This window comes from Sphingomonas sp. Leaf25 (assembly GCF_001421635.1).
In the GTDB taxonomy this organism is placed as follows: Bacteria; Pseudomonadota; Alphaproteobacteria; order Sphingomonadales; family Sphingomonadaceae; genus Sphingomonas.
This window is the reverse complement of sequence record NZ_LMKU01000012.1, coordinates 233,480-257,162: the sequence shown is the minus strand read 5'-3', so window position 1 is coordinate 257,162 and position 23,683 is coordinate 233,480. Positions and strand designations below refer to the sequence as shown.

Here is a 23,683-nt window from a genome sequence, read left to right as displayed (position 1 = left end):
GCGCCGCCCCACAACGAAGGGGCGGCACCGACCGCAAGATCGATACCGCCCCTTCGTCGTCGCAACCGATCGAACGGATCAGCCCTCGGCAGTCTCGTCCGAAGCGGCCTCGACCTTCTTCTTGGCGCGCGGCTTCTTCGGCGCGGCCTCGGCAGCGTCCGCTACCTCGCCCTCTGCCGGCGCATCGCCTTCGGCGGCCTTCTTCGCCGGAGCCTTGCGCGTCGCTGCCTTCTTCTTGGGAGCCTCGGCCTCGGCCGGGGCATTGGCAGCCGCCGGTTCCATGTCCTTGTCGCTCACCGGCGTCGCATGGTCATGCGCGTGGTCGTGACCATGGTCATGATCGTGGTTGCAGTCAGGGCCATGAACGTGCGGCACCGCACCTTCCTCGCTCTCGATCTCGGCTTCGAGTTCCTCGCGCGTCACTTCGCGGTCGGTGATCTCGGCCTTGCCGAACAGGAAGTCGACGACCTTGTCCTCGTACAGCGGTGCGCGAAGCTGCGCCGCCGCCATCGGCTCCTGCTGGACATACTGCATGAAGCGCTGGCGGTCTTCCGGGCCGTACTGCTGCGCGGCCTGCATGATGAGGCGCTGCATTTCCTGCTGCGTCACTTCGATGCCGTTGGCCTGGCCGATTTCCGACAGGAGCAGGCCGAGGCGGACGCGGCGGACCGCGATCTGGCGATAGTCGTCACGCTCGGCTTCCAGCTCGGCGCGTGCCGCTTCCGGGTCCGATTCGTGGCCGGCTTCATGCTGGAGCTGCGCCCAAATCTGCTCGAATTCGGCTTCGACCATCGACGGCGGCACGTCGAAATCATGACCGGCGGCGAGCTGATCGAGCAGCTTGCGCTTCATATGGGTGCGGGTCAGGCCGTTCAGTTCCTGCTCGACCTGCCCCTTGATGAGCCCACGAAGCTGCTCGAGGCTTTCGAGGCCCAGCGACTTGGCGAACTCGTCGTCCGGGCCGCCTTCGGCCGGGACCTTCACGTCGGTGATCTTCAGGTCGAAGGTCGCGGCCTTGCCCTTCAGATTCTCGGCCTGATAGTCGTCGGGGAAAGTAACGTTGATCGTCTTCTCGTCGCCCTGCTTCACGCCGACCAACTGATCCTCGAAGCCGGGAATCAGACGACCCGAGCCGATCTCGACCGACATGCCCTCACCGGTGCCGCCATCGAATGCGACGTCGTCGACCTTCCCGACGAAATCCATCACGACCAGGTCGCCGGTGGCGGCTTCATGCCCCTCGGGCGCGTCGTCGTGACGCTTGTTGCTGGCGGCAAGCTGCTCGACCTGTGCGTCGACGACCGACTCGTCGGCGGGAACGGTCAGCCGTTCGAGCTTCAGCCCGTCGATCGCCGGGGCCGGCACGTCGGGCAGCACTTCGAGCGACACCGTGACCGCTGCGTCCTGACCACGGGCATAGTCGCCTTCCAGCGACACCTGCGGCGCGGTCGCCGGACGCAGCTTCTGCTCGGCGAGCAGCGACTGGATGCCGTCCTGGATCGAGCTGTTCAGCGCGTCCTGCGACAACGCATCACCGTGCATCTTGCGGATCAGGTTCGCGGGAACCTTGCCGGGGCGGAAACCGGGCATCTTCACCGTCGGCGCAACGCGCTTCACCTCGACATCGACCTTCGCGTCGATTTCGGCGGCGGTGATGGTCAGCGTGTAGGCGCGCTTGAGGCCCTCGTTCAACGTCTCGACAGTCTGCATTCTCGAAGCTTTCGTCAAAGGAATCGATTCGGGGCGGCTCCAGCCTCGACCGGGCGGCGGCGTCACTGGTGCGGGCGAAGGGAGTCGAACCCCCACATCTTTCGATACTGGAACCTAAATCCAGCGCGTCTACCAGTTCCGCCACGCCCGCCGAGCGGACGCCGCCGGCACGGGCGCGTCTATAGCAGCCATGCACGCCGGGGCAAGTCGCCACGCTTCGCAGATCGTAACGATAGCCGCAACCCTGCCCTCGCCGTCGCGTTGAGCCATGCGAAGGAGACTGATGCCATGCCCGTCGAGCCCCCGATCCCCGCCGAGACGCCCGCCCCCGATCCCGGCGTCGCGCCGATCACGCCGCCGCCCGAATATCCGGTACCGCAGACCGAACCGGGCCAACCCGTCGCACCGCCGCCCGAGATCGACGTGCCCGGTCCCGATATTGACGTGCCAAGCCCAATGCCCGGTGGCGATCCCGGCGTAACGCCGGTCCCCGGCCAACCCGTGATGGAGCATTGAAATGAGCGACCGCGACCGCAGCCCGCACCCCGATAGCGCGCCGCAGGACGACACCGACCGTCGCAGCGACATCGAAAAAGCGGTCGACACCGCCAATGGCGATGTCGAACGCGGCGACACGACGGTTGGCCAGACCTCGCCCACCGAATCCACCGTGTCACCCGACACCGCCGGCGGATCGGGCGGTGTCGTTCGCAATCAGGGCGCCGACGCGCAGTAAGCGTCAGCCAGTCGTGACCCGCCGTGCCGTCAGGACCTTGACCGGCGCGGCGGGCATTTCCCCCTTGAACGCGCCGCTGGTGGATTTGGCGGGATCGACCGGTGTGTCGAGAATCTTCAACAGCACCTCACGCCCGCCGACGATCCTTGCGAACGCGGCATAGCCCTGCCCGTCCGCCGGGACGCCCGGCGCGGCATCCAGCGCGCGACGCTGATCGCCGACCGAGATGGTGAACTCGCCACGCGCCGTGCCAAGGCCCAGTCGCGCGATCGAGAGCGTGCCGTCGGTGTGCGACAGGCCCGTCTGCGTGGTCGATTCGTGCTGGATCGGCGGCAGATACTTTTTCGCATCGGTATGCGGGCCGAACTGGACGAAACCGAACTCCGGCCCGACCTTGACGATCCGGTAGAAGCTGACGCCGTCCAGTCGCTTCTGGTCGACGTAACGCAGGAAATTCGCCGCGCTGATCGGCGCGCGCTTCGTCTCCACCTCGACGGTCAGCGTGCCTGCCGTCGTGACGATCGCGACACGCGGCAGCGGCTCCGGCGTCTGCGCGGAACCCGGCACGCTCGCCACGACGACCAGTGCCGCCAGCACCATCCGCCGCGCGAGACGCATCAGCCGAGCGCCTTCTTGAGCAAGTCGTTGACGACGCCGGGGTTGGCCTTGCCGCCCATCGCCTTCATCGTCTGTCCGACGAAGAAGCCGAACAGCTTGTCCTTGCCGCCGCGATAATCGGCGACCTTGTCGGCGTTCTTCGCCATGACGTCGGCGATCACCGCCTCGATCGCGCCGGTGTCGCTGGTCTGCTTGAGCCCGCGCTCCTCGACGATGGCGTTCGCCCCCTGCCCGGTTTCGAGCATGATCTCGAACACCTGCTTCGACAGCGTGCCCGACAGCGTGCCATCGGCGACGAGCCGCAGCAGTTCGGCCCCCTGCGCGGGCGACACCGGGCTGTCGGCAACGCTTTTGCCAAGGCGGTTGAGCGCACCGAACAGGTCGGAAATCAACCAGTTGGCCGCCGACTTTGCCGACACGTCCGAACCACCCTCGCCCAGCAGCGCCTCGAACCAGCGGGCCGTTTCCACCTCGGCGGTCAGCACTGCCGCATTGTAGCGCGACAGCCCGAGATCATTCTCGTACCGCGCCCGCTTGGCATCGGGCAGTTCGGGCAGCGACGCGCGACACTCGTCCAGAAACGCATCATCGAGTTCGAGCGGCAGCAGATCGGGATCGGGGAAATAACGATAGTCGTGCGCGTCTTCCTTCGACCGCATCGACCGGGTCACGCCCTTGTCGGGATCGAACAGCCGCGTTTCCTGAACGATGCGACCACCATCCTCCAGCACCGCGACCTGCCGGTTCGCCTCATGCTCGATCGCCGCCATCACGAAGCGGACCGAATTGACGTTCTTCGTCTCGGTCCGCGTCCCCAGTTCCTCGCCCGGCCGCCGGACCGAGACGTTGACGTCGGCACGCATCGACCCCTGGTCCATGTTGCCGTCGCACGACCCGACATAGCGCAGCACCGACCGCAGCTTCGACAAATAGGCCCCGGCCTCGGCGGGCGAGCGCATGTCGGGGCGGCTGACGATTTCCATCAACGCCACGCCCGACCGGTTGAGATCGACATAGGACCGCGTCGGGTGCTGATCGTGCATCAGCTTGCCGGCATCCTGCTCGACGTGAATACGCTCGACGCCGATCCTCTTGCCCGGGCTGTTCGGATCCTTCTCGTCGAGGACGATCGTGACCGAGCCTTCCCCCACCAGCGGATGGTAGAGCTGGCTGATCTGATAGCCCTGCGGCAGATCGGCATAGAAATAATTCTTGCGGTCGAACCGCGACCATTTGTTGATGACCGCGTCGATCGCCATGCCGGTCCGCACCGCCTGACGGATGCACTCGCGGTTCGGCGTCGGCAGCATGCCCGGCATCGCCGCATCGACCAGACTGACCTGCGTGTTCGGCTCGGCACCGAACGCGGTCGCCGCGCCCGAGAACAGCTTGGCGTTCGACGTGATCTGGGCATGGACCTCGAGGCCGATCACGACCTCCCAGTCGCCGGTCGCGCCACGGATGCGATAGGTGGATTCAGTCATTCTCGTTCAATCCGTGCTTCGGGCGACGTAGCAACGTGTGACGTACGTGCCGCTTCGTTTTTACCGACCCGGTCTTCCGGTCGATCCGACGACGCTTGGCAGGACGATCACCCTGCCGCTTGTTCGACCCGCCAAAATCAAACGGCAACAAGTCGCCGAGAAATTCCAGCAGGTCGAACAGGTCTACCACCACTTGTCCGCGCGCGCGACGAACCCGGCGCGCTGCTCGATCGCAAGACCTGCGTTCAGCACGCCCTGTTCGTCGAGCGGCTTGCCGATAATCTGCAACCCCAGCGGCAGCCCGTCCTTGTCGACGCCGCCCGGCACGCTCATCGCCGGCAGCCCGGCCAACGACGACGGCACGGTGAACACGTCGTTGAGATACATCGCGATCGGATCGGCCGACTTCTCACCGAGCGCGAACGCCGCCGACGGTGCGGTCGGAGTCAGCAGCACGTCGCAACTCTCCCACGCCTTCTCGAAATCGCGCGCGATCAGCGTCCGTACCTTCTGCGCCTGGGTATAATAGGCGTCGTAGAAGCCCGCCGACAGCACATAGGTACCGATCAGGATGCGCCGCTTCACCTCGTCACCGAACCCGGCGGCGCGCGTGGCGGCATACATGTCCTGCAATCCCGCGCCATCGGGCAGCACCCGCTGGCCGTAGCGCACGCCGTCATAGCGCGCGAGGTTCGACGACGCTTCGGCGGGGGCGATGATATAATAGGCCGGCAGCGCATAACGGGTATGCGGCAGCGACACCTCGACGATCTCCGCCCCCGCATCGCGCAGCCAGTCGATCCCCTGCTGCCACAACGCCTCGATCTCCGCCGGCATGCCGTCGACGCGATATTCCTTCGGGATACCCACGCGCTTGCCGCGAAGATCGGCGTTCAGTCCCGCTTCCCATGCCGGAACCGGCAGGTCGAGCGAGGTCGCGTCCTTCGGGTCGAACCCGGCCATCGCCTCCAGCATGATCGCGCAATCGCGGGTATCGCGCGCCATCGGCCCCGCCTGATCGAGCGACGAGGCGAAGGCGACGACACCGTAGCGCGAGCAACGGCCGTAGGTCGGCTTGATCCCGGTGATGCCGGTGAACGCGGCCGGCTGACGGATCGACCCCCCGGTATCGGTGCCGGTGGCCGCCGGGCACAGCCGCGCCGCGATCGCCGACGACGATCCGCCCGACGATCCGCCCGGGGCCATCGGCGCAGTATCGCCCGGCCGCCGCCACGGCGAGACGACGTTGCCGAACGCACTGGTTTCGTTCGACGATCCCATCGCGAACTGGTCGAGGTTCAGCTTGCCGAGCATCCCCGCGCCCGCCGCCCACAGCTTGCCCGAGACGGTCGATTCATACTGCGGCACGAAGCCCTTCAGGATACCGCTCGCCGCCGTCGTCTCGACACCCTTGGTGCAAAACAGGTCCTTCATGCCGATCGGCACGCCGGCCAGCGGCTTCAGCGTCTCGCCCGCCGCGCGCGCGGCATCGGCGGCATCGGCGGCAGCGCGCGCATGGTCGGGCGTTTCGACGAGAAAAGCATTGAGCGGCTTGGCGGCGGCTACGGCGCCTACGAACGCATCGGCGACGTCGCGCGCGGAAAAGCTGCCGTCGCGCACGCCGTCACGGATCGCGGCGACGCCAAGGTCGGTAAGGTCGGTCATTCGGCAATCCTTGCGCGGCAGGTCGGGTCGGTCGGGATACGGCGACGGATCATTCGATGACCTTGGGCACGGTGAAGAAGCCATGTTCGGCCTGCGGCGCATTCGCCAGCACCCGGTCGCGCACGTCGCCGTCGGTGACGGCATCGGCACGCAGGCGCAGATGGTTGGGAATCACCGCCGTCATCGGCGCGACGCCGCTGGTATCGACTTCGCCCAGTTGCTCGATCCAGCCAAGGATATTGCCCAGTTCGGGGGCAAGCCGATCGGCTTCGGCGTCGGTGATCGCGATCCGGGCAAGGCCGGCCACGCGCTTTACGGTGTGAGGTTCGACGGACATGAACGATCGGCTAGCATCCCGCCTGCCCCTCGACAAGCGTCCCGGTTCAGGCGTCGACATCCCCGGCATGGATCGTGCGGACCGCGCCGCCGCCCTGCGCCAGCAGCAGCGCCCCGGACGGGTCCAGACCGGCAAACGTCCCTTCGGTCCGGGTCCCGTCAGGCAACGAAACCCGAAGCGACGCCCCGACCGGATGCGCTGCCCGCATCCACGCATCGCAAATGCCGTTAGCCCCTGCACGACGCCATTCGGCCAGCCAATGGGCGAACGATGCACGCAACCGGTCGAGCATGTCGTCCGGGGCCATCCGTACCCCCTGATCGGCAAGGCAGATCGTCCGCCGACCGGGTACGACCGGTGCCATGGCAAGGTTCACCCCGAAGCCGACCACGACCGCCTCGCCACTACGTTCGAGCAGGATGCCGGAAAGTTTCGCCCCGTCGATCATCAGGTCGTTCGGCCATTTGATCGCGGCGCGCCCCGGCAGGACGCTATCGATCGCGGCGTGCAGCGCAACCGCTGCGACCAGCGCCAGCGACGGTGCGACCGGATCGTCCAACCGCAGGCGAACGATGGTGCTGGCGAACAGATTACCGGTCGCATCGGCCCAAGTGCGGCCCATGCGACCACGTCCGGCGGTCTGCCGCTCCGCCCTGAGCCATGCGCCCTCGGGTGCGCCCTCGGTCGACGCCGCCAGCAGGTCGGCGTTGGTCGACCCGGTTTCGGCGACGGTGCGGACGCTCAGAACAGTGCCCGCGCCGCCGTCATCGTCCACCCGGTCAGCGCCGGGATCAGGAACATGCCAACTGGCGAGATCACGACCGCCGCCGCCGCGATCAGACCACCTTCGATGAGGGCCGGTTCCCGCGAGAACGCCGGGGCCGGATCGTCGAAGTACATCGTCTTGACGACGCGCAGGTAATAATAGGCACCAATGACCGATGCGGCGATACCGATCACCGCCAGCGGGAACAGCCCGGCCTGCACCGCGGCATCGAACACGGCGTACTTCGCCCAGAAGCCGAACAGCGGCGGGATACCGGCCAGCGCGAACATGAAGATCGCCAGCGCCAGCGCCAGCGCCGGTCGCGTGCGCGACAGACCGGCAAGGCTCGCGACGCTCTCGACCGGCTGCCCGTCTTCGCCACGCATCTGGAGCACGATCAGGAACGAACCGAGCGTCATCACGATATAGATGGCGAGATAGAACAGCACGCCCGCGACACCCGCCTGCGTGCCGGCCGCGAGACCGATCAGCGCGAAGCCGACGTTGTTGATCGACGAATAGGCGAGCAGCCGCTTGATATTGCCCTGCCCGATCGCGCCGACCGCGCCGAGCACGATCGAAGCGAGCGCGGCGAACACCACGATTTGCCGCCACTGGTCGACCGCTGGCCCCATCGCCTCGATCGCCACGCGCAATGCCATGGCCATCGCCGCGACCTTGGGTGCCGATGCGAAGAACGCCGTCACCGGGGTCGGCGCGCCTTCGTACACGTCGGGCGTCCACATATGGAACGGTACGGCCGCCAGCTTGAACGCGATCCCCGCGAACACGAACACCAGCCCGAACAGCAGCCCGGTGTTGGTCCCGGCAGCATAGGCGGCGGCAATATCGTCGAACAGTGTCGTGCCGGAGAAGCCATAAACCAGGCTGATGCCATAGAGCAGAATGCCCGATGCCAGCGCGCCCAACACGAAATATTTAAGGCCCGCTTCAGCCGAGCGCGTGTCGCGCCGCATGAAGCTGGCGAGGACATAGGCGGCAAGGCTCTGCAATTCGAGCCCGACGTAGAGCAGCAGCAGGTCCGACGCCGACACCATCATGCCCATGCCGCAGGCCGACAACAGGATGAGGATCGGATATTCGGGCTTGAGGTCGTCACCCGTGGTCCGCGCGAAGAAGCGCGGCGCGACGATGATCGCAACCGCCGAGGCGAGGAAGATCAGGATCTTGGCGAAACCGGCGAAGGCATCGGCGCGGTACATGCCGCCGAACGCGGTGCCGCCCGACGATCCGTTGCCGACGAGCGCGACCGACGCACCGGCAAGGATCACCACCGCCGCGATGCTGACACCGCGCGTCGCCGCCTCCTTACCCCATGCCGCCACCAGCATGAGCACGATCGCCCCCACCGCGAGCACCAGCTCGGGCAGCGTCATCGTCAATTGTTGGGCGTAGCTCATCAGTGCGATTCCCCGTGCGCCGCTTCGCCGCCGCTCGTGTGATGTTGCGCGGCCGCAGCCGCCGGATTGCCGGCCGTCGGACGCGAATCCGACCCCGGGTTCGCCCGCTCGATCCGTTCGATCAGCAGCGCGACGTCGCCGCGCATGGGTTTCAGGAAGCTTTCGGGATACACGCCCATCCACAGCACCACCGCCGCGATCGGCGCGAGCAGGAGCAGTTCGCGCGGATTGACGTCCTGCATCGCCTTCACATCGTCATGCACCAGATCGCCCAGTGCGATGCGACGATAGAGATAGAGCGAATAGGCCGCGCCGAGGATGATGCCGGTGGTGCAGATCAGCGCCGCCCACGTCGACACCTGATAGGTGCCGGCAAGGCTCAGGAACTCGCCGACGAACCCCGACGTGCCCGGCAGACCGATCGACGCCATGGTGAACAACAGGAAGAATACCGCATAGCGCGGCATGTTGATCGCCAGACCGCCGTAGCGCGAAATCTCGCGGGTGTGCAGCCGGTCGTAGATGATGCCGACGCACAGGAACAGCGCGCCCGATACCAGCCCGTGGCTGAGCATCACGATCATCGCGCCTTCGATGCCCTGCTGGTTGAAGGCGAACAGGCCGATCGTCACGATCGCCATATGCGCGACCGATGAATAGGCGATCAGCTTCTTCATGTCGTTCTGCACCAGCGCGACGAGCGAGGTATAAACCACCGCGACCGCCGACAGCGCGAAGATCAGCCAGGTGAACTCGCCGGTCGCTTCGGGGAACATCGGGATCGAGAAGCGCAGGAAGCCGTAGCCGCCGAGCTTCAGCAACACGCCGGCAAGGATGACCGACCCTGCGGTTGGTGCCTGGACGTGCGCGTCGGGCAACCAGGTGTGGACCGGCCACATCGGCATCTTGACCGCGAACGACGCGAAGAACGCGAGCCACAGCCATGTCTGGACATGCGCCGGGAAATCATACGCCATCAGCGTCGGAATGTCCGACGTGCCCGCGACATTGACCATGTAGATCATCGCGATCAGCATCAGCACCGAGCCGAGCAGCGTGTACAGGAAGAACTTGTACGAAGCGTAGATGCGGTTCGCCCCGCCCCAGATGCCGATGATGAGGTACATCGGAATCAGGCCGCCTTCAAAGAAGACATAGAACAGCAGCAGGTCCTGCGCCGCGAAGGTGCCGATCATCAGCACTTCGACGCCGAGGAACAGCGCCATATATTCGGGCACGCGGGTCGTCACTGAACGCCACGACGCGCCGATGCAGATCGGCATCAGGAACGCGCTGAGCATGATGAGCATCAGCGCGAACCCGTCGATGCCGAGCGCCCATGCGAAGCGGCCGAACACATCGGCATGTTCGACGAACTGCCACTGCGCGCCGCCCACGTCGAAACTGGTCCACAGCACGATGCCGAGCGCGAAGTCGATCAGCGTGGCGATCAGTGCGGTCCAGCGTGCGGCGTTGGCCGACACGAACAGGCACAATACCGCCGCGACCGCCGGTACGACCAGCATCGCCGACAGGATCGGGAAGCCGTTCACTTGTTATTCCCCCGAACCATTTGCTTCGAACCGCGCATCACGACGCGATCGCCCAGGTAACAGCCGCCGTCAGGCCGATAAGCATGACGAAAGCATAGGTATAAAGATAACCGGTCTGCATCCGCACCGCCAAGCGGCTCGACAGGCCGACCAGCGCCGCCGACCCGTCGGGGCCGAAGCGGTTGATCGTCTGCTCGTCGCCGCGCTTCCAGAAGAAACGTCCCAGCGCGAAGGAGGGTCGGATGAAGAGCAGATGATACAGCTCGTCGAAATACCACTTCTTGAGCAGGAAGCGGTGCAGCACGCGGAACGTCTCCGCGATCGCTGCCGCCGTGCCCGGCCGGGCGATGTAGACGTAGAACGCGCTCACGAACCCGATCAGCATCACGATCGTCGCGGCCAGCTTCACCATCAACGGCACTTCGTGCATCGCGTGCATCAGATGCTCGTTGAAGAACAGGCTGCCCTTCCAGAACGTCTCACCCGCCTCCGGTTCGATGAACCAGTGATGGAAGACATAGCCGGCGGCAACCGCGCCGACCGTCAGCACGATCAGCGGGATCAGCATCGGCAACGGGCTTTCGTGCGGATGATAGCCCGCCGTGCCTTCGACAACATCGGTAGCATGCGCGTCGTGCGTCGACGGCGCATGGCCGGCATCTTCCGCCGCCGGATGCGCTTCCTGATCGTGACCATGATGAGCGTGGTCGTCATGACCGTGGTAGCCGTGGGCATCATGCACCGCATGCTGGATATGCTCCGACCCGGCCCAGCGTGGTTTGCCGAAGAAGGTCAGGAACATCAGCCGCCATGAATAGAAGCTGGTCAGCAGCGCGGCGAACGTGCCGACGTAGAACGCGCCATAGCCGTTCGGACCCGATGCCCATGCCGCCTCGAGGATCGCATCCTTCGAGTGATAGCCCGCGAAGCCGCCAATGCCGTAAATACCGACACCGGTGATCGCCAGCGTACCCGCCATCATCGCCCAGAAGGTGAGCGGGATATGCTTCCGCAGGCCACCGTAATAGCGCATGTCCTGTTCGTGGTGCATCGCGTGGATGACCGAACCGGCCCCCAGGAACAGCAACGCCTTGAAGAAGGCGTGGGTGAACAGGTGGAACATCGCCGCGCCATAGGCACCGACGCCCGCCGCGAAGAACATGTAACCAAGCTGCGAACAGGTCGAATAGGCGATGACCCGCTTGATGTCGGTTTGTACCAGTCCGATCGTGGCGGCGAACAGGCAGGTCGCGGCACCGACGGCGGTCACGACCGACAGCGCGGTCGGCGACACTTCGAACATCGGCGACAGGCGGCACACCATGAACACGCCCGCCGTCACCATCGTCGCGGCGTGGATCAGCGCCGACACCGGGGTCGGGCCTTCCATCGCGTCCGGCAACCACGTGTGGAGGCCGAGCTGCGCCGACTTGCCCATCGCGCCGATGAACAGCAGCAGACACAACACCGTCATCGTGTCGGCGCGGAACCACAGGAAGCCGATCGTCGAACCGGCCATCGACGGCGCAGCTTCGAGGATCGCGGGGATCGAGATCGTCCCGAACACCAGATAGGTGCCGAAGATGCCGAGCATAAAGCCCAGATCACCGACGCGGTTGACGACGAACGCCTTGATCGCGGCGGCATTGGCCGATGGCTTGCGGAACCAGAAACCGATCAGCAGGTACGACGCCAGACCGACGCCTTCCCAGCCGAAGAACATCTGGACGAGGTTGTTGGCCGTCACCAGCATCAGCATGGCGAAGGTGAACAGCGACAGATAGGCGAAGAACCGCGGCTGATCGGGGTCCTCGCTCATATAGCCCCAGCTATAGAGGTGGACGAGCGCCGAGACGCTGGTGATGACGACCAGCATGACCGCGGTCAGCGCATCGACCCGCAGTTCCCATGCGATGTCCATTCCGCCCGACACGATCCACGTCGACACCGGCGCGACGCCGGCGATCGCGGTTCCGGCGAGGAACGGTACGAAGATGCTCCACGACAGCGCGGCAGCGACCAGCAGCCCCACCGTGGTCACGATCTTCGGGAACGCAATGCCGAACGCCCGGTTCGACAGTCCCGCGACGACCGACGCCAACAGCGGCAGGAACACGACGATATGGATGGCGCTCATGCGAACGCCTCCGAAATCCCAATCACCGGCATCACCCCTTCATCCGGTTGACGTCGTCGACCGCGATGGAACCGCGACCACGGAAATAGATGACCATGATGGCCAGCCCGATCGCGCTCTCGCCGGCGGCGACCGCCAGCACGAACATCGCGAAAATCTGACCGACCAGATCGCCAAGCTGCGCCGAGAAGGCGACGAAATTGATGTTCACCGCCAGCAGGATCAGCTCGATCGACATCAGGATGACGATCAGGTTCTTCCGGTTGAGGAAGATGCCGAGCACGCCGAGCGTGAACAGGATCGCCGCAACGACCAGATAATGGGTGATCCCGATCACAACTCGACCCCCTGCCCGATGGGCTGATTGACGTTGCGCGTCGCATCCTTCGACCGCCGACTGACCTGGCGATGGATATTCTGCCGCCGCGAGTCGACCCGCACGCGCTGGGTCAGCACGATCGCCCCGATCATCGCGACCAGCAGGACCAAGCCGACGCCCTCGAACACATAGAGGTAGCGGGTATAGAGCAGCCGCCCGATCGCCTCGATATTCGGCACCGCGACATCGACCGGCGCGACACGCCGCGCCAGATCGATCCGTCCGGCGGTCCATGCGTACGCGCCGATGATGAGCTCGACCGCGAGCAGCACCGCGAGCGCGAGGCCGGCCGGCAGGTAACGGACGAAACCGGCGCGCATCTCGGTGAAGTCGATGTTCAGCATCATGACGACGAACAGGAACAGCACCGCGACCGCACCGACATAGACGATGACGAGGAGCATCGCGATGAACTCGGCGCCGGCCAGCACCATCAGCCCGGCGGCGTTGAAGAAGGCGAGGATCAGCCACAACACCGAATGGACCGGATTGCGCGACGTGATCGTCAGCGCAGCCGATGCCACCACGATCGTGGCGAACAGATAGAAGGCGAGTGTCTGGATCACGAGCGCTGCTCTTCCCCCTGTTCGCCCCGCTGGCTGCGGGACGATACGCTTGTCATTAGATCGGCGGAGCGGAACACCCGGTCCCCGCCGTTACGGAACACCGGCGCCCTTACCGATAGGGCGCGTCGCTCGCAAGGTTCGCGGCGATGGCGCGTTCCCAACGGTCGCCGTTCGCGAGCAGCTTATCCTTGTGATAGATCAACTCCTCGCGCGTCTCGGTCGCGAACTCGAAATTCGGCCCCTCGACGATGGCATCGACCGGGCACGCTTCCTGGCACAGCCCGCAATAGATGCACTTCGTCATGTCGATGTCGTAGCGCGTCGTGCGACGGCTGCCGTCCTGACGCGGCTCGGCCTCGATCGTGATCGCCAGCGCCGGACACACTGCCTCGCACAGCTTGCACGCGATGCAGCGTTCTTCCCCGTTGGGATAGCGGCGCAACGCATGTTCGCCACGGAAACGCGGGCTGATCGGGTTCTTCTCGTACGGGTAGTTGATCGTCGCCTTGGGCTTGAAGAAATACCGCAGCGTCAGCGCGTGCGCCTTCACGAACTCCCACAGGGTGAACGATCGGATGGTCTGGGCGATATTCATGCGGGCACTCCCACGCGCTGGATCATCAGCCAGCCCGAGACGAGGAAGACGAAGATCAGCGACATCGGCAGGAACACCTTCCAGCCCAGCCGCATCAACTGGTCATAACGGTAACGCGGCACCGTCGCCTTGATCCAGCTAAAGACGAAGAAGAAGAAGAACGTCTTGCCGAGGAACCAGATAATGCCGGGGACATAATAAAGCGGTGCCCAGTCGACCGGCGGCAACCAGCCACCCCAGAACAGCAGCGCGTTGAGCGCGCACATCAGGATAACGTTGGCATATTCACCAAGCCAGAACAGCGCGAAGGCCATCGACGAATATTCGGTCTGATAGCCAGCAACCAGTTCCGACTCCGCTTCGGTCAGATCGAATGGCGCACGCGCGGTTTCGGCGAGCGACGAGATCAGGAACACGACCGCCATCGGGAACAGCAGCGGATTGAAGCCAAAACCGTTGATGAAGCCGAAGATATGCCCGCGCTGTTCGAGGACGATCGTCGTCAGGTTGAACGACCCAGCCCACAGCACGACGGCGATGAGGACGAACCCGATCGCGACTTCGTAACTCACCATCTGCGCGGCGGCACGCAGCGCCGAGTAGAAGGGATATTTCGAGTTCGACGCCCAGCCCGAAATGATGACGCCATATACCCCGAGCGACGATGCCGCGAGGATATAGAGCAGCCCGACGTTGATGTCCGCCACGACCATGCCGACGTCGAACGGGATCACCGCCCAGACGATCAGCGCGACGGTGAAGGTGATGATCGGCGCCAGCAGGAACAGCCCGCGATTGGCCGACGACGGCACGATCGTTTCCTGGAGGAACACCTTCAACCCGTCGGCGAACGACTGGAGCAGGCCGAACGGCCCGACCACGTTCGGTCCGCGGCGCAGCGCCATCGCCGCCCAGATCTTGCGATCGGCGTAGATTATCATCGCCACCGCCAGCATCAGCGGCAGCGCGATGATGAGGATGCCGATCAGCGTGGCGAGAGTCCACGCCACGCTCGGGTTCATACCCCAACCGACCATCGCGGTCGTCGGGCTGGAAAAGAAGCTCACTCGGCGGCCTCCGCGAAATCCTGGCCATGGACAAGTTCGGCCGAACAACGCTGCATTGTCGGGCTGGCCCGGCAGATGGCGTTGGTCAGATAGAAGTCGGCGACCGGATAGGTCACCGCGCCCGATGCCTTAGCGTCGAGTACCGGCGGGTTCCAGTCATACCGAACCAAAGCTTCACGGCCGAGGTCGGGAACCGCCGCCGCCATAGCCGCACGCAGCCCGGCGAAATCGTCGAACGGCAACGTCACGCCGAGGAATTCGCCAAGCGCCCGCAGGATGGTCCAGTCGTCGCGCGCATCGCCCGGTGCGAAGACCGCGCGGTCGCCGCGCTGCACCCGGCCCTCCATGTTGACATAGGTGCCGGGCTTTTCGGCATAGCTGGCCCCCGGCAGGACGATGTCGGCCGCCGCCGCGCCCTTGTCGCCATGATGACCGATATAGACCTTGGTGCTGTTCGCGAACTGGGCGAAGTCGACTTCGTCCGCGCCAAGAAAAAACACGAGTTTCGGGTTCGCCGCGACAATATCGGCGATACCCCCCGCCTGCGCATAGCCGAGCATCAGCGCGCCCATTCGTGCGGCGGCCAGATGAACGACGTTGAAGCCGTTCCACGACGTGCCGTCCTCCAGCGTGCGGACGAGATTGCCGTCCTGCGCCAGCTTGAGCGCGGCACCATGGCCCTTCTTCAGCGCGCCCGGCCCGACGATGACCATCGGCCGCTTGGCCGCATCGAGCGCCTCGGCGGCACGATCGGGCAGACCGTTCAGCAGGCCCAGATCATCGCCGAGCCATTCGGCCTTGTAGGTCAGGTCGACTTCGGGCCCGATCGCAAAGACGCGCGCGCCTTTCTTGATCGCCTTGCGCACGCGGGTGTTGATGAGCGGTGCTTCGTGGCGCAGGTCGCTGCCGATGAGCAGGATCGCGTCGGCGTCCTCGACCCCGGCGATCGTCGTGTTGAACGCGACCGCGCCGAGGTTGGTGACGTCATAGGCCATGCCCGTCTGCCGCCCTTCGAGCAGCGACGAGCCGAGCGCATTCACCAGCGCCTTGGCAGCGAACATCGTCTCGCAATCGAGCAGATCGCCCGCGATCGCCGCAACCGACGACCCGGCATTGACCGCCGCAATCGCCGCGAATGCTTCGTCCCACTCCGCCGCGACCAGCTTGCCGCCCTTGCGGACGTAGGGCTTGTCGAGGCGACGGCGGACGAGGCCATCGACGGCATGGCGCGTCTTGTCGTGCGCCCACTCCTCGTTCACGTCCTCGTTGATGCGCGGCACGCAGCGCAGCACCTGCCGCCCGCGTGCGTCGAGGCGGATATTGGTGCCGACCGCGTCCATCACGTCGATCGCGAGCGTCTTTTTCAGCTCCCACGGCCGTGCCTCGAACGCATAGGGCTTCGACGTCAGCGCACCCACCGGGCACAGGTCGACGACATTGCCCGACAATTCGCTCGTCACCGCCTGTTCGAGATAGCTGGTGATCTGCATGTTCTCGCCGCGATAGATCGCGCCGATCTCCTCGACGCCCGCGACCTCTTCGGCAAAGCGGATGCAGCGGGTGCACTGGATACAGCGGGTCATGACCGTCTTGACGATCGGACCCATGTACTTCTCGGTGACGGCCCGCTTGTTCTCGTCATAGCGCGAATGGCCACGGCCATAGGCAACCGACTGGTCCTGCAGATCGCATTCGCCGCCCTGGTCGCAGATCGGGCAGTCGAGCGGGTGGTTGATGAGCAGGAATTCCATCACGCCTTCGCGCGCGGCCTTCACCATCGCGCTGTCGGTGCGGATTTCCTGATTGTCGGCCGCGGGCAGCGCGCACGATGCCTGCGGCTTGGGCGGCCCCGGCTTCACCTCGACCAGACACATCCGGCAATTGCCGGCGATCGACAGCCGTTCATGATAGCAGAACCGGGGAATCTCCTTCCCCGCCGCTTCGCATGCCTGGAGGACGGTGGCACCCTGCGGCACCTCGACCTCGACCCCGTCTACCTTGACCTTAGGCATTATTCCGCCGCTTCCTGCATCGGCAGCGAGCCACCGCCGCGCTTCTCGTTGATCCGCCGCTCCAGTTCGGGGCGGAAGTTCTTGATGAGGCCCTGGATCGGCCATGCCGCCGCGTCGCCGAGCGCGCAGATGGTGTGGCCCTCGACCTGCTTCGTCACTTGGTGCAGCGTGTCGATTTCCGACAAATCGGCATCGCCGGTCCGCAGCCGCTCCATCACCCGCCACATCCAGCCGGTGCCTTCGCGGCACGGCGTGCATTGGCCACAGCTCTCGTGCTTGTAGAAGTACGACAAGCGGCTGATCGCGCGTACCACGTCGGTCGACTTGTCCATGACGATCACCGCCGCCGTGCCCAGGCCCGACCCGACTGCCTTCAGCCCGTCGAAGTCCATCGGCGCGTCGATGATGTGCTCGGCCTTCACCAGCGGCACCGACGATCCGCCGGGGATGACGCACAGCAGATTATCCCAGCCACCCCGGATGCCGCCGCAATGCTTCTCGATCAGTTCGCGGAACGGGATGCTCATCGCTTCCTCGACCACGCACGGACGGTTCACATGGCCGCTGATCTGGAACAGCTTGGTGCCGCGATTATTCTCCGCGCCGAAGCTGGAAAACCACTCCGCGCCACGCCGCAGGATCGTCGGCACGACCGCGATCGATTCGACGTTGTTGACCGTCGTCGGGCAGCCATACAGGCCCGCGCCCGCCGGGAACGGCGGCTTGAGCCGGGGCTGGCCCTTCTTGCCTTCGAGCGATTCGAGCATCGCGGTTTCTTCACCGCAGATGTACGCGCCGGCACCGCGGTGGGCGAACACGTCGAAGTCATAGCCTGACCCGCAGGCGTTTTTGCCGAGCAGGCCCTTCGCATAGGCCTCGGCGATCGCCGCGAACAGCACCTCGGCCTCGCGGATATATTCGCCGCGAATGTAGATGTACGCCGCACGCGCGCGCATCGCGAAACCGGCAACCAGCGCGCCTTCGATCAGCTTGTGCGGATCGTGGCGGATGATCTCGCGGTCCTTGCATGAACCGGGTTCGGATTCATCGGCGTTGATGACGAGGAAGTTCGGCCGGTCGGGCTTCGGCGCCTTGGGCATGAACGACCATTTGGTGCCGGTCGGGAAGCCCGCACCACCACGCCCGCGCAGGCCGGACGCCTTGATGCGGTCGATGATGTTGTCCTGCCCCAGCGCCAGCAACGCCTTCGTATTGTCCCAGTCACCCCGCTTCTGCGCGGCGTCGAGGTTCCATGGCTGGAACCCATAGACGTTGGTGAAGATGCGATCCTTGTCGGCCAGCATCCTTATCGTCCCTTCCCGATCGCCTTCTCGGCGATGAAATACACGGCAACCATCGCGCCGATGCCGATCGCGATGCCGAGCAGCTTGAGCGCGCCGACGAACAGTTCGAGCGCGATCCACAACACGACGATCCCGACGAGGATCGCCAGCAACAGGCTGCCCAGCGCCTTCATGCCACAGGCCCCTGGCCGTTGCCCCATTCGGGCCGGTAATCATGGTTTCCGGCCATCATCGCGGCAAGATTGGTCGGCTCGCCGACCGGCTCGACGGTGTGGCGGCCGGGCTCCTGCGTGCCGGGCTTCGGCGTCTCGCCCTTCGCCAGCGCCTCGATGATCGCGGTGGTGCGATCGTAATCGAGGTCTTCGTAATTGTCGTCGTTGATCTGGACCATCGGTGCGGAGGCGCAATTGCCCATGCACTCGACCTCGGTCAGCGTGAACAGGCCGTCCGGCGTCGTCTTGCCCTTGACCAGTCCACGGTTCTTGCACGCGGCGAACACGTCGTCCGACCCGCGCAGCATGCAAGGCGTCGTGCCGCACACCTGCACGTGATAGCGACCGACCGGCGCGAGATTGAACATCGTGTAGAAGGTCGCGACCTCGTAGACGCGCATGTAGGGCATGCCCAGTTCGCGAGCGATATATTCGATCACCGGAACCGGCAGCCACCCTTGCGTCTGCGTCTCCGCGCCGACCTGCCGCTGGGCGAGGTCGAGGAACGGGATGGTGCAGGACTGCTGGCGACCGGCGGGATAGCGGCCGACGATCTCGCGTGCCTTTTCGGCGTTCGCCGGGTTCCAGGCGAACGAACTCCAGCGGGCGCGGACTTCGGCCTCATCGGGAATGGTGGGGGCGTCGGCCATCAGCGAATAAACTCCACGCGGTCGACCTTGTCGCCGCTGAACGAATAGACGGTCATCACGTCGAACGGGGTGGCATCGGGCGAACGGCGGACCCGTTCGTGCAGCACGACACGCTCACCCAGTTCGAACGACTGCAACACTTCGGCATGGTTCTGCGGAAACTCGGCGAACACCGCCGCCATGCCGCTCTCGACGCCCTCGCGACCATCGCGCACTACGTCACCGCGATACAGTGCCTCGCAGCCATCGTCGGCAAAGAACGCGGCATATCCCGCCGCGTCGCGCGCGTTGTAGCGCTCCATCATCGCCGTTACCGTATCGATCCGGCTCACCGGTCGCACTCCCCGAACACGATGTCCATCGCACCCAGAATGGCGGTGATGTCGGCAAGCATATGGCCCTTCGACATGAAGTCCATCGCCTGCAGGTGGCTGAACGCCGTCGGGCGGATCTTCACGCGGTACGGCTTGTTGCTGCCGTCCGACACCATGTAGATGCCGAATTCGCCCTTGGGGCTTTCGGTCGCGACATAGACCTCGCCCGCCGGAACGTGATAGCCCTCGGTGTACAGCTTGAAGTGATGGATCAGCGCTTCCATCGACTGCTTCATCTCGCCGCGCTTGGGCGGGACGACCTTGCGATCGAGGCTGCCAACCGGTCCCTCGGGCATCTGCGCGAGACACTGTTTCATGATGCGCGCCGACTGATACACTTCCTCGACGCGGACCATGAACCGGTCGTAACAGTCGCCGTGCGTGCCGACCGGCACGTCGAAGTCGACCTTGTCATAGGCGTCGTACGGCTGCGCCTTGCGAATATCCCACGGGATGCCCGCACCACGGATCATCGGGCCGGAAAAGCCCCAGCGCACCGCATCCTCGCGGCTGACGATCGCGATGTCGACGTTGCGCTGCTTGAAGATGCGGTTCTCGGCGACGAGGCTGATCGCATCGCCGAACAGACGCGGCAGACGGGTGTCGAGCCACTCGGCAATATCGGTCAGCAGCTTGAGCGGCACGTCCTGCCGCACGCCACCCACGCGCAGGAAATTCGCGTGCATCCGCGCACCCGACGCCCGCTCGTAGAAGTTCATCGTGTCTTCGCGCAGCTCGAACATCCACAGGTTCGGCGTCATCGCGCCCACGTCCATGACATGCGAACCGAGGTTCAGCATGTGGTTCATGATGCGGGTCAATTCGGCGAAGAACACACGCAGATACTGGGCGCGCAGCGGCACCTCGATGTCGAGCAGCTTCTCGACCGCGAGGACGTAGCTATGTTCCATGCACATCGGCGAGCAGTAATCGAGCCGGTCCATGTACGGCAGCGCCTGCGCGTACGTCTTGTACTCGATCAGCTTTTCAGTGCCGCGGTGGAGCAGGCCGACGTGCGGATCGATCCGTTCGATGATCTCGCCGTCCAGTTCGGTGACGAGCCGCAACACGCCGTGCGCCGCAGGATGCTGCGGCCCGAAGTTGATCGTGTAGTTCTGGATCTCGACATCGCCCGGCGTCGGGTTGGCGGCGTCGATGTGCTGATCGTAATCGGCCATCACTTGTTCTCCGCCGACGAAGCCTTCGCATCGGGCGAAGGTACGTCGGGATCGACGGGCTTGCTGTCGGGCCGGTTGCCGGGATGCGGTTTGCCCGCACCGGTATCGGCCGCGCTTTCGGTCACTTTCGGCTTGTCGACCTGCGGCGTCGCATCCTTGGCCCGTTCGTCGGCGCGCTTCACCTGATCGGCGGTTGCGGGCGATTGTGCGCCGGGCGCCTGCCCGACGGCGGGCTTGGGTTCGGCGGCCTTTTCGTCGCCCGGCAGGACGTATTCTGCCCCTTCCCACGGACTCATGAAGTCGAACGTGCGGAAATCCTGCGCCAGTTGCACCGGCTCATAGACCACGCGCTTGGCCTCTTCCGAATAGCGCATCTCGACATAGCCGGTCAGCGGGAAGTCCTTGCGCAGCGGATGGCCGCGAAAGCCGTAATCGGTCAGGATGCGGCGCAGATCGGCATTACCGGTGAAGAGCACGCCGTACATGTCGTACACTTCGCGCTCGAGCCAGCCGGCGTTGTACCAGATCGCCGTTACCGACGGCACCGGATGATCCTCGTCGGTCGTCACCCGGATGCGGATGCGATGGTTCCGCGTCATCGACAGCAAATGGTAGACGACGTCGAACCGCTCAGGCCGCTCCGGATAGTCGACGCCGGCGATCTCGGCCAGCATCTCGTACTTGAGGCCCGGCGTCTCGCGCAGCAATTCCATCGCCATGACGAGCCGGTCGCGGTCGACGGTCAGCGACACTTCGCCGACGAGGTCCTGTGCCTCGACGAGCAGATCGCCGAGCACCGCTTTCGCCGCATCGATCACGCCGTCGTTGGCGGCATAGCGGGGTGCGGGTGCCCTCACCGTTCGATGCTCCCCGAACGGCGAATCTTCCGCTGCAACTGCATCACGCCGTACAGCAGCGCCTCGGCGGTCGGCGGGCAGCCGGGGACGTAGATGTCGACCGGCACCACCCGGTCGCATCCGCGCACGACGCTGTAGCTATAGTGGTAATAGCCGCCACCGTTGGCGCAGCTTCCCATCGAGATGACGTATTTCGGCTCCGACATCTGGTCATAGACGCGGCGCAGCGCCGGGGCCATCTTGTTGCACAGCGTGCCGGCGACGATCATCACGTCCGACTGGCGCGGGGACGCGCGCGGCGCGGCGCCGAACCGCTCCATGTCATAGCGCGGCATGTTGACGTGGATCATCTCGACCGCGCAGCACGCCAGCCCGAACGTCATCCACCACAGCGATCCGGTCCGCGCCCAGGTGAACAGGTCTTCGGTCGAGGTGACGAGGAAGCCCTTGTCGGTCAGTTCACCGTTCAGGTCGTTGAAGAAACCCTGATCGGGGGCCTGCGCCGGCACGCCGGCGGCGTTACCCGCGCCGAAGCCGTGCGGCGGCGTCGTGAGTTCTACTCCCATTCGAGAGCTCCCATCTTCCAAGCATATACGAGGCCCAGCGCCAGTTCGCCGATGAAGATCATCATCGAGAACCACGCGGTCCAGCCGAGGTCGAAAACCGAGACTGCCCAAGGATATAGGAAGGCCGCTTCGAGATCGAAGATGATGAACAGGATCGCCACCAGATAAAAGCGCACGTCATACTGGCTGCGCGAATCCTCGAACGCGGGGAAGCCGCATTCATATTCGCTGAGCTTTTCCGGCGTGGGCTTGTGCGAGCCGGTGAAGCGCGAGGCCACCATCGGCAGGACGACGAACGCCGTCGACAGCACCAGGGCTATGCCCAGGAACATCAGGATCGGCAGATATTGCGACAGGTCGACCAAGGCAGGGTCTCTCGCGGTTGCGGTAAGGATTGCGCCCGGCTTTAGGCCGATGGGCGCGGGGCATCAAGGGCGGAACAGGGTGAGAATCATTCGCAGTTCACGATGGGCCATTTGCTCCACAATCGTCATTCCCGCGAAGGCGGGAATCCATAACCGCAAACGTCGCGGCTCAGCACGATGCGTCAGCGTCTATGGATTCCCGCCTTCGCGGGAATGACGATGATGGTTGTCAGGCCAGATAGCGCCTCAGCGCAGCGCGCCGGCGACCAACTTGTGCAGGCGGGTCTGCATCTGCTCGTTGCTCGCCAGCACCTCACCCTTTTCATAGGCGCGGTCAGCGCCGCGGTAGTCGGTGACGAAGCCACCCGCCTCGCGCACCAGCAGCATGCCGGCGGCGATGTCCCACTTGCTCAAGCCCGACTCCCAGAAACCGTCGAACCGACCGGCGGCAACATAGGCAAGATCGAGCGCCGCCGAACCGAAACGGCGGATGCCGGCGACCTCGGGCGCGACCGCGCCAAAGATGCGGGTCCATTCGGCGAAATTGCCATGGCCGAGGAACGGGATGCCGGTGGCGATCAGCGCTTCGGACAGGTCGCGGCGCGACGAGACGCGCAGCCGCTGCCCCTGCAACCATGCCCCCCGGCCCTTCTCCGCCCAGAAGCCCTCGTCGGTGATCGGGTTATAGACCATCGCGCAGGTGATCTCGGGCTTGCCGCCCGCACCGTTCGGCTCCTCGACCGCGACCGAGATCGCGAAATGGGGCAGGCCGTGGAGGAAGTTGGTGGTGCCGTCGAGCGGATCGACGATCCAGCGCGGCTTGGTGGGATCGCCCTGAATCTCGCCACCTTCCTCCAGCAGCATGCCCCAGTCGGGCCGGGCCTTGCGCAGTTCCTCGACCAGCGTTTCCTCGGCGCGCTTGTCGGCGATCGAGACGAAGTCCGCCGGCCCCTTGCGGCTGACCTGGAGATGCTGGACCTCGCCGAAATCGCGGCGCAGGCGCGGGCCGGTCTTGCGGACGGCGCGTTCGATGACGGTGATGAGGCCGGATTGGGCGGACATGATCTTACTTCCCGTGGAATACTGGTCGCGCCGCGGGCCAAGCCCGCGTCGTCGGTCGCGCTACGCGCG

General features: G+C 65.0%; 26 protein-coding genes and 1 tRNA gene. 2 read left to right on the top strand and 25 right to left on the bottom strand.

Features of this window, described 5'->3' with window-relative positions:
• Window positions 1-78: 78 nt before the first annotated feature.
• Both tig and ASE78_RS05865 read right to left on the bottom strand, forming a co-directional pair.
• The gene (tig, locus tag ASE78_RS05870; RefSeq protein WP_056494450.1) at window positions 79-1,710 is read right to left on the bottom strand and encodes a trigger factor; all 1,632 of its coding nucleotides are present in this window, start codon (window positions 1,708-1,710) and stop codon (window positions 79-81) included.
• 66 nt (window positions 1,711-1,776) lie between these two features.
• Window positions 1,777-1,861 (bottom strand) — tRNA-Leu (locus ASE78_RS05865).
• A gap of 137 nt (window positions 1,862-1,998) precedes the next feature.
• Between ASE78_RS05865 and ASE78_RS05860 the strand changes: the two genes are divergently transcribed.
• Window positions 1,999-2,226, top strand: a complete 228-nt coding sequence (locus ASE78_RS05860; RefSeq protein WP_055755959.1) for a hypothetical protein — start codon at window positions 1,999-2,001, stop codon at window positions 2,224-2,226.
• Between the two features lies 1 nt (window position 2,227).
• On the top strand, window positions 2,228-2,446 hold the full coding sequence (locus ASE78_RS05855; protein WP_056494448.1) for a hypothetical protein: 219 nt from the start codon (window positions 2,228-2,230) through the stop codon (window positions 2,444-2,446).
• 3 nt (window positions 2,447-2,449) lie between these two features.
• On the opposite strand, the gene ASE78_RS05850 is transcribed toward ASE78_RS05855, so the two are convergent.
• The 23 genes from ASE78_RS05850 to ASE78_RS05750 form a co-directional block, all read right to left on the bottom strand.
• Window positions 2,450-3,064 (bottom strand): peptidylprolyl isomerase, encoded by a 615-nt coding sequence (locus ASE78_RS05850; protein ID WP_082467030.1) that lies wholly within the window; start codon window positions 3,062-3,064, stop codon window positions 2,450-2,452.
• Window positions 3,064-4,548, bottom strand: a complete 1,485-nt coding sequence (gene gatB, locus ASE78_RS05845; RefSeq protein ID WP_056494445.1) for an Asp-tRNA(Asn)/Glu-tRNA(Gln) amidotransferase subunit GatB — start codon at window positions 4,546-4,548, stop codon at window positions 3,064-3,066. The genes ASE78_RS05850 and gatB overlap by 1 nt, the downstream gene beginning before the upstream one ends.
• A complete protein-coding gene (locus tag ASE78_RS18580; protein ID WP_156351300.1) occupies window positions 4,541-4,738 on the bottom strand; it encodes a hypothetical protein in 198 nt (65 codons plus the stop codon). The genes gatB and ASE78_RS18580 overlap by 8 nt, the downstream gene beginning before the upstream one ends.
• A complete protein-coding gene (gene gatA, locus ASE78_RS05840) occupies window positions 4,732-6,213 on the bottom strand; it encodes an Asp-tRNA(Asn)/Glu-tRNA(Gln) amidotransferase subunit GatA (RefSeq protein ID WP_056494442.1) in 1,482 nt (493 codons plus the stop codon). Before gatA ends, ASE78_RS18580 begins: the two co-directional genes overlap by 7 nt.
• Before the next feature lie 49 nt (window positions 6,214-6,262).
• Entirely contained in the window at window positions 6,263-6,550 is a 288-nt protein-coding gene (gatC, locus tag ASE78_RS05835; RefSeq protein ID WP_056494439.1) for an Asp-tRNA(Asn)/Glu-tRNA(Gln) amidotransferase subunit GatC, read from the bottom strand.
• 46 nt (window positions 6,551-6,596) lie between these two features.
• Window positions 6,597-7,325, bottom strand: a complete 729-nt coding sequence (locus tag ASE78_RS05830) for a biotin--[acetyl-CoA-carboxylase] ligase (protein ID WP_235514890.1) — start codon at window positions 7,323-7,325, stop codon at window positions 6,597-6,599.
• Window positions 7,292-8,737 (bottom strand): NADH-quinone oxidoreductase subunit NuoN, encoded by a 1,446-nt coding sequence (gene nuoN, locus ASE78_RS05825; protein WP_056494437.1) that lies wholly within the window; start codon window positions 8,735-8,737, stop codon window positions 7,292-7,294. The genes ASE78_RS05830 and nuoN overlap by 34 nt, the downstream gene beginning before the upstream one ends.
• The gene (locus ASE78_RS05820; protein ID WP_056494433.1) at window positions 8,737-10,290 is read right to left on the bottom strand and encodes an NADH-quinone oxidoreductase subunit M; all 1,554 of its coding nucleotides are present in this window, start codon (window positions 10,288-10,290) and stop codon (window positions 8,737-8,739) included. Before ASE78_RS05820 ends, nuoN begins: the two co-directional genes overlap by 1 nt.
• 37 nt (window positions 10,291-10,327) lie before the next feature.
• Entirely contained in the window at window positions 10,328-12,427 is a 2,100-nt protein-coding gene (nuoL, locus tag ASE78_RS05815; protein ID WP_056494429.1) for an NADH-quinone oxidoreductase subunit L, read from the bottom strand.
• A gap of 31 nt (window positions 12,428-12,458) precedes the next feature.
• Window positions 12,459-12,764, bottom strand: a complete 306-nt coding sequence (nuoK, locus tag ASE78_RS05810) for an NADH-quinone oxidoreductase subunit NuoK (protein WP_056494427.1) — start codon at window positions 12,762-12,764, stop codon at window positions 12,459-12,461.
• The gene (locus ASE78_RS05805; RefSeq protein WP_055755939.1) at window positions 12,761-13,372 is read right to left on the bottom strand and encodes an NADH-quinone oxidoreductase subunit J; all 612 of its coding nucleotides are present in this window, start codon (window positions 13,370-13,372) and stop codon (window positions 12,761-12,763) included. The genes nuoK and ASE78_RS05805 overlap by 4 nt, the downstream gene beginning before the upstream one ends.
• Window positions 13,373-13,481: 109 nt before the next feature.
• Window positions 13,482-13,967: an NADH-quinone oxidoreductase subunit NuoI gene (nuoI, locus tag ASE78_RS05800; protein ID WP_056494424.1), complete on the bottom strand. Its 486-nt coding sequence runs from the start codon at window positions 13,965-13,967 to the stop codon at window positions 13,482-13,484.
• A complete protein-coding gene (nuoH, locus tag ASE78_RS05795) occupies window positions 13,964-15,004 on the bottom strand; it encodes an NADH-quinone oxidoreductase subunit NuoH (RefSeq protein WP_055757243.1) in 1,041 nt (346 codons plus the stop codon). The genes nuoI and nuoH overlap by 4 nt, the downstream gene beginning before the upstream one ends.
• 26 nt (window positions 15,005-15,030) lie before the next feature.
• The gene (nuoG, locus tag ASE78_RS05790) at window positions 15,031-17,046 is read right to left on the bottom strand and encodes an NADH-quinone oxidoreductase subunit NuoG (RefSeq protein ID WP_056494421.1); all 2,016 of its coding nucleotides are present in this window, start codon (window positions 17,044-17,046) and stop codon (window positions 15,031-15,033) included.
• Window positions 17,046-18,350, bottom strand: a complete 1,305-nt coding sequence (nuoF, locus tag ASE78_RS05785) for an NADH-quinone oxidoreductase subunit NuoF (RefSeq protein ID WP_055755934.1) — start codon at window positions 18,348-18,350, stop codon at window positions 17,046-17,048. The genes nuoG and nuoF overlap by 1 nt, the downstream gene beginning before the upstream one ends.
• Before the next feature lie 2 nt (window positions 18,351-18,352).
• Window positions 18,353-18,523: a hypothetical protein gene (locus ASE78_RS19070; protein ID WP_164490754.1), complete on the bottom strand. Its 171-nt coding sequence runs from the start codon at window positions 18,521-18,523 to the stop codon at window positions 18,353-18,355.
• Complete coding sequence (locus ASE78_RS05780; protein WP_056494418.1) at window positions 18,520-19,212, bottom strand: complex I 24 kDa subunit family protein; 693 nt, start codon at window positions 19,210-19,212, stop codon at window positions 18,520-18,522. The genes ASE78_RS19070 and ASE78_RS05780 overlap by 4 nt, the downstream gene beginning before the upstream one ends.
• A complete protein-coding gene (locus tag ASE78_RS05775) occupies window positions 19,212-19,517 on the bottom strand; it encodes a nuclear transport factor 2 family protein (protein ID WP_056495244.1) in 306 nt (101 codons plus the stop codon). The genes ASE78_RS05780 and ASE78_RS05775 overlap by 1 nt, the downstream gene beginning before the upstream one ends.
• Before the next feature lie 23 nt (window positions 19,518-19,540).
• Window positions 19,541-20,764, bottom strand: coding sequence for an NADH-quinone oxidoreductase subunit D (locus ASE78_RS05770; protein WP_056494415.1), 1,224 nt, complete (start codon window positions 20,762-20,764; stop codon window positions 19,541-19,543).
• Entirely contained in the window at window positions 20,764-21,621 is an 858-nt protein-coding gene (locus ASE78_RS05765; protein WP_056494412.1) for an NADH-quinone oxidoreductase subunit C, read from the bottom strand. Before ASE78_RS05765 ends, ASE78_RS05770 begins: the two co-directional genes overlap by 1 nt.
• Complete coding sequence (locus ASE78_RS05760) at window positions 21,618-22,187, bottom strand: NuoB/complex I 20 kDa subunit family protein (RefSeq protein WP_055755925.1); 570 nt, start codon at window positions 22,185-22,187, stop codon at window positions 21,618-21,620. The genes ASE78_RS05765 and ASE78_RS05760 overlap by 4 nt, the downstream gene beginning before the upstream one ends.
• Complete coding sequence (locus ASE78_RS05755; RefSeq protein ID WP_055755923.1) at window positions 22,178-22,552, bottom strand: NADH-quinone oxidoreductase subunit A; 375 nt, start codon at window positions 22,550-22,552, stop codon at window positions 22,178-22,180. Before ASE78_RS05755 ends, ASE78_RS05760 begins: the two co-directional genes overlap by 10 nt.
• Before the next feature lie 246 nt (window positions 22,553-22,798).
• Window positions 22,799-23,614, bottom strand: coding sequence for an inositol monophosphatase family protein (locus tag ASE78_RS05750; protein WP_056494410.1), 816 nt, complete (start codon window positions 23,612-23,614; stop codon window positions 22,799-22,801).
• Window positions 23,615-23,683 lie beyond the last annotated feature (69 nt).

Coding starts and splice junctions, on each gene's coding strand:
- tig (WP_056494450.1), bottom strand. CDS start 1,710: ATGCAGACTGTCGAGACGTTGAACGAGGGCCTCAAGCGCGCCTACACG.
- ASE78_RS05860 (WP_055755959.1), top strand. CDS start 1,999: ATGCCCGTCGAGCCCCCGATCCCCGCCGAGACGCCCGCCCCCGATCCC.
- ASE78_RS05855 (WP_056494448.1), top strand. CDS start 2,228: ATGAGCGACCGCGACCGCAGCCCGCACCCCGATAGCGCGCCGCAGGAC.
- ASE78_RS05850 (WP_082467030.1), bottom strand. CDS start 3,064: ATGCGTCTCGCGCGGCGGATGGTGCTGGCGGCACTGGTCGTCGTGGCG.
- gatB (WP_056494445.1), bottom strand. CDS start 4,548: ATGACTGAATCCACCTATCGCATCCGTGGCGCGACCGGCGACTGGGAG.
- gatA (WP_056494442.1), bottom strand. CDS start 6,213: ATGACCGACCTTACCGACCTTGGCGTCGCCGCGATCCGTGACGGCGTG.
- gatC (WP_056494439.1), bottom strand. CDS start 6,550: ATGTCCGTCGAACCTCACACCGTAAAGCGCGTGGCCGGCCTTGCCCGG.
- nuoN (WP_056494437.1), bottom strand. CDS start 8,737: ATGAGCTACGCCCAACAATTGACGATGACGCTGCCCGAGCTGGTGCTC.
- nuoL (WP_056494429.1), bottom strand. CDS start 12,427: ATGAGCGCCATCCATATCGTCGTGTTCCTGCCGCTGTTGGCGTCGGTC.
- nuoI (WP_056494424.1), bottom strand. CDS start 13,967: ATGAATATCGCCCAGACCATCCGATCGTTCACCCTGTGGGAGTTCGTG.
- nuoH (WP_055757243.1), bottom strand. CDS start 15,004: ATGGTCGGTTGGGGTATGAACCCGAGCGTGGCGTGGACTCTCGCCACG.
- nuoG (WP_056494421.1), bottom strand. CDS start 17,046: ATGCCTAAGGTCAAGGTAGACGGGGTCGAGGTCGAGGTGCCGCAGGGT.
- nuoF (WP_055755934.1), bottom strand. CDS start 18,350: ATGCTGGCCGACAAGGATCGCATCTTCACCAACGTCTATGGGTTCCAG.
- ASE78_RS19070 (WP_164490754.1), bottom strand. CDS start 18,523: ATGAAGGCGCTGGGCAGCCTGTTGCTGGCGATCCTCGTCGGGATCGTC.
- ASE78_RS05780 (WP_056494418.1), bottom strand. CDS start 19,212: ATGGCCGACGCCCCCACCATTCCCGATGAGGCCGAAGTCCGCGCCCGC.
- ASE78_RS05775 (WP_056495244.1), bottom strand. CDS start 19,517: ATGATGGAGCGCTACAACGCGCGCGACGCGGCGGGATATGCCGCGTTC.
- ASE78_RS05770 (WP_056494415.1), bottom strand. CDS start 20,764: ATGGCCGATTACGATCAGCACATCGACGCCGCCAACCCGACGCCGGGC.
- ASE78_RS05760 (WP_055755925.1), bottom strand. CDS start 22,187: ATGGGAGTAGAACTCACGACGCCGCCGCACGGCTTCGGCGCGGGTAAC.
- ASE78_RS05750 (WP_056494410.1), bottom strand. CDS start 23,614: ATGTCCGCCCAATCCGGCCTCATCACCGTCATCGAACGCGCCGTCCGC.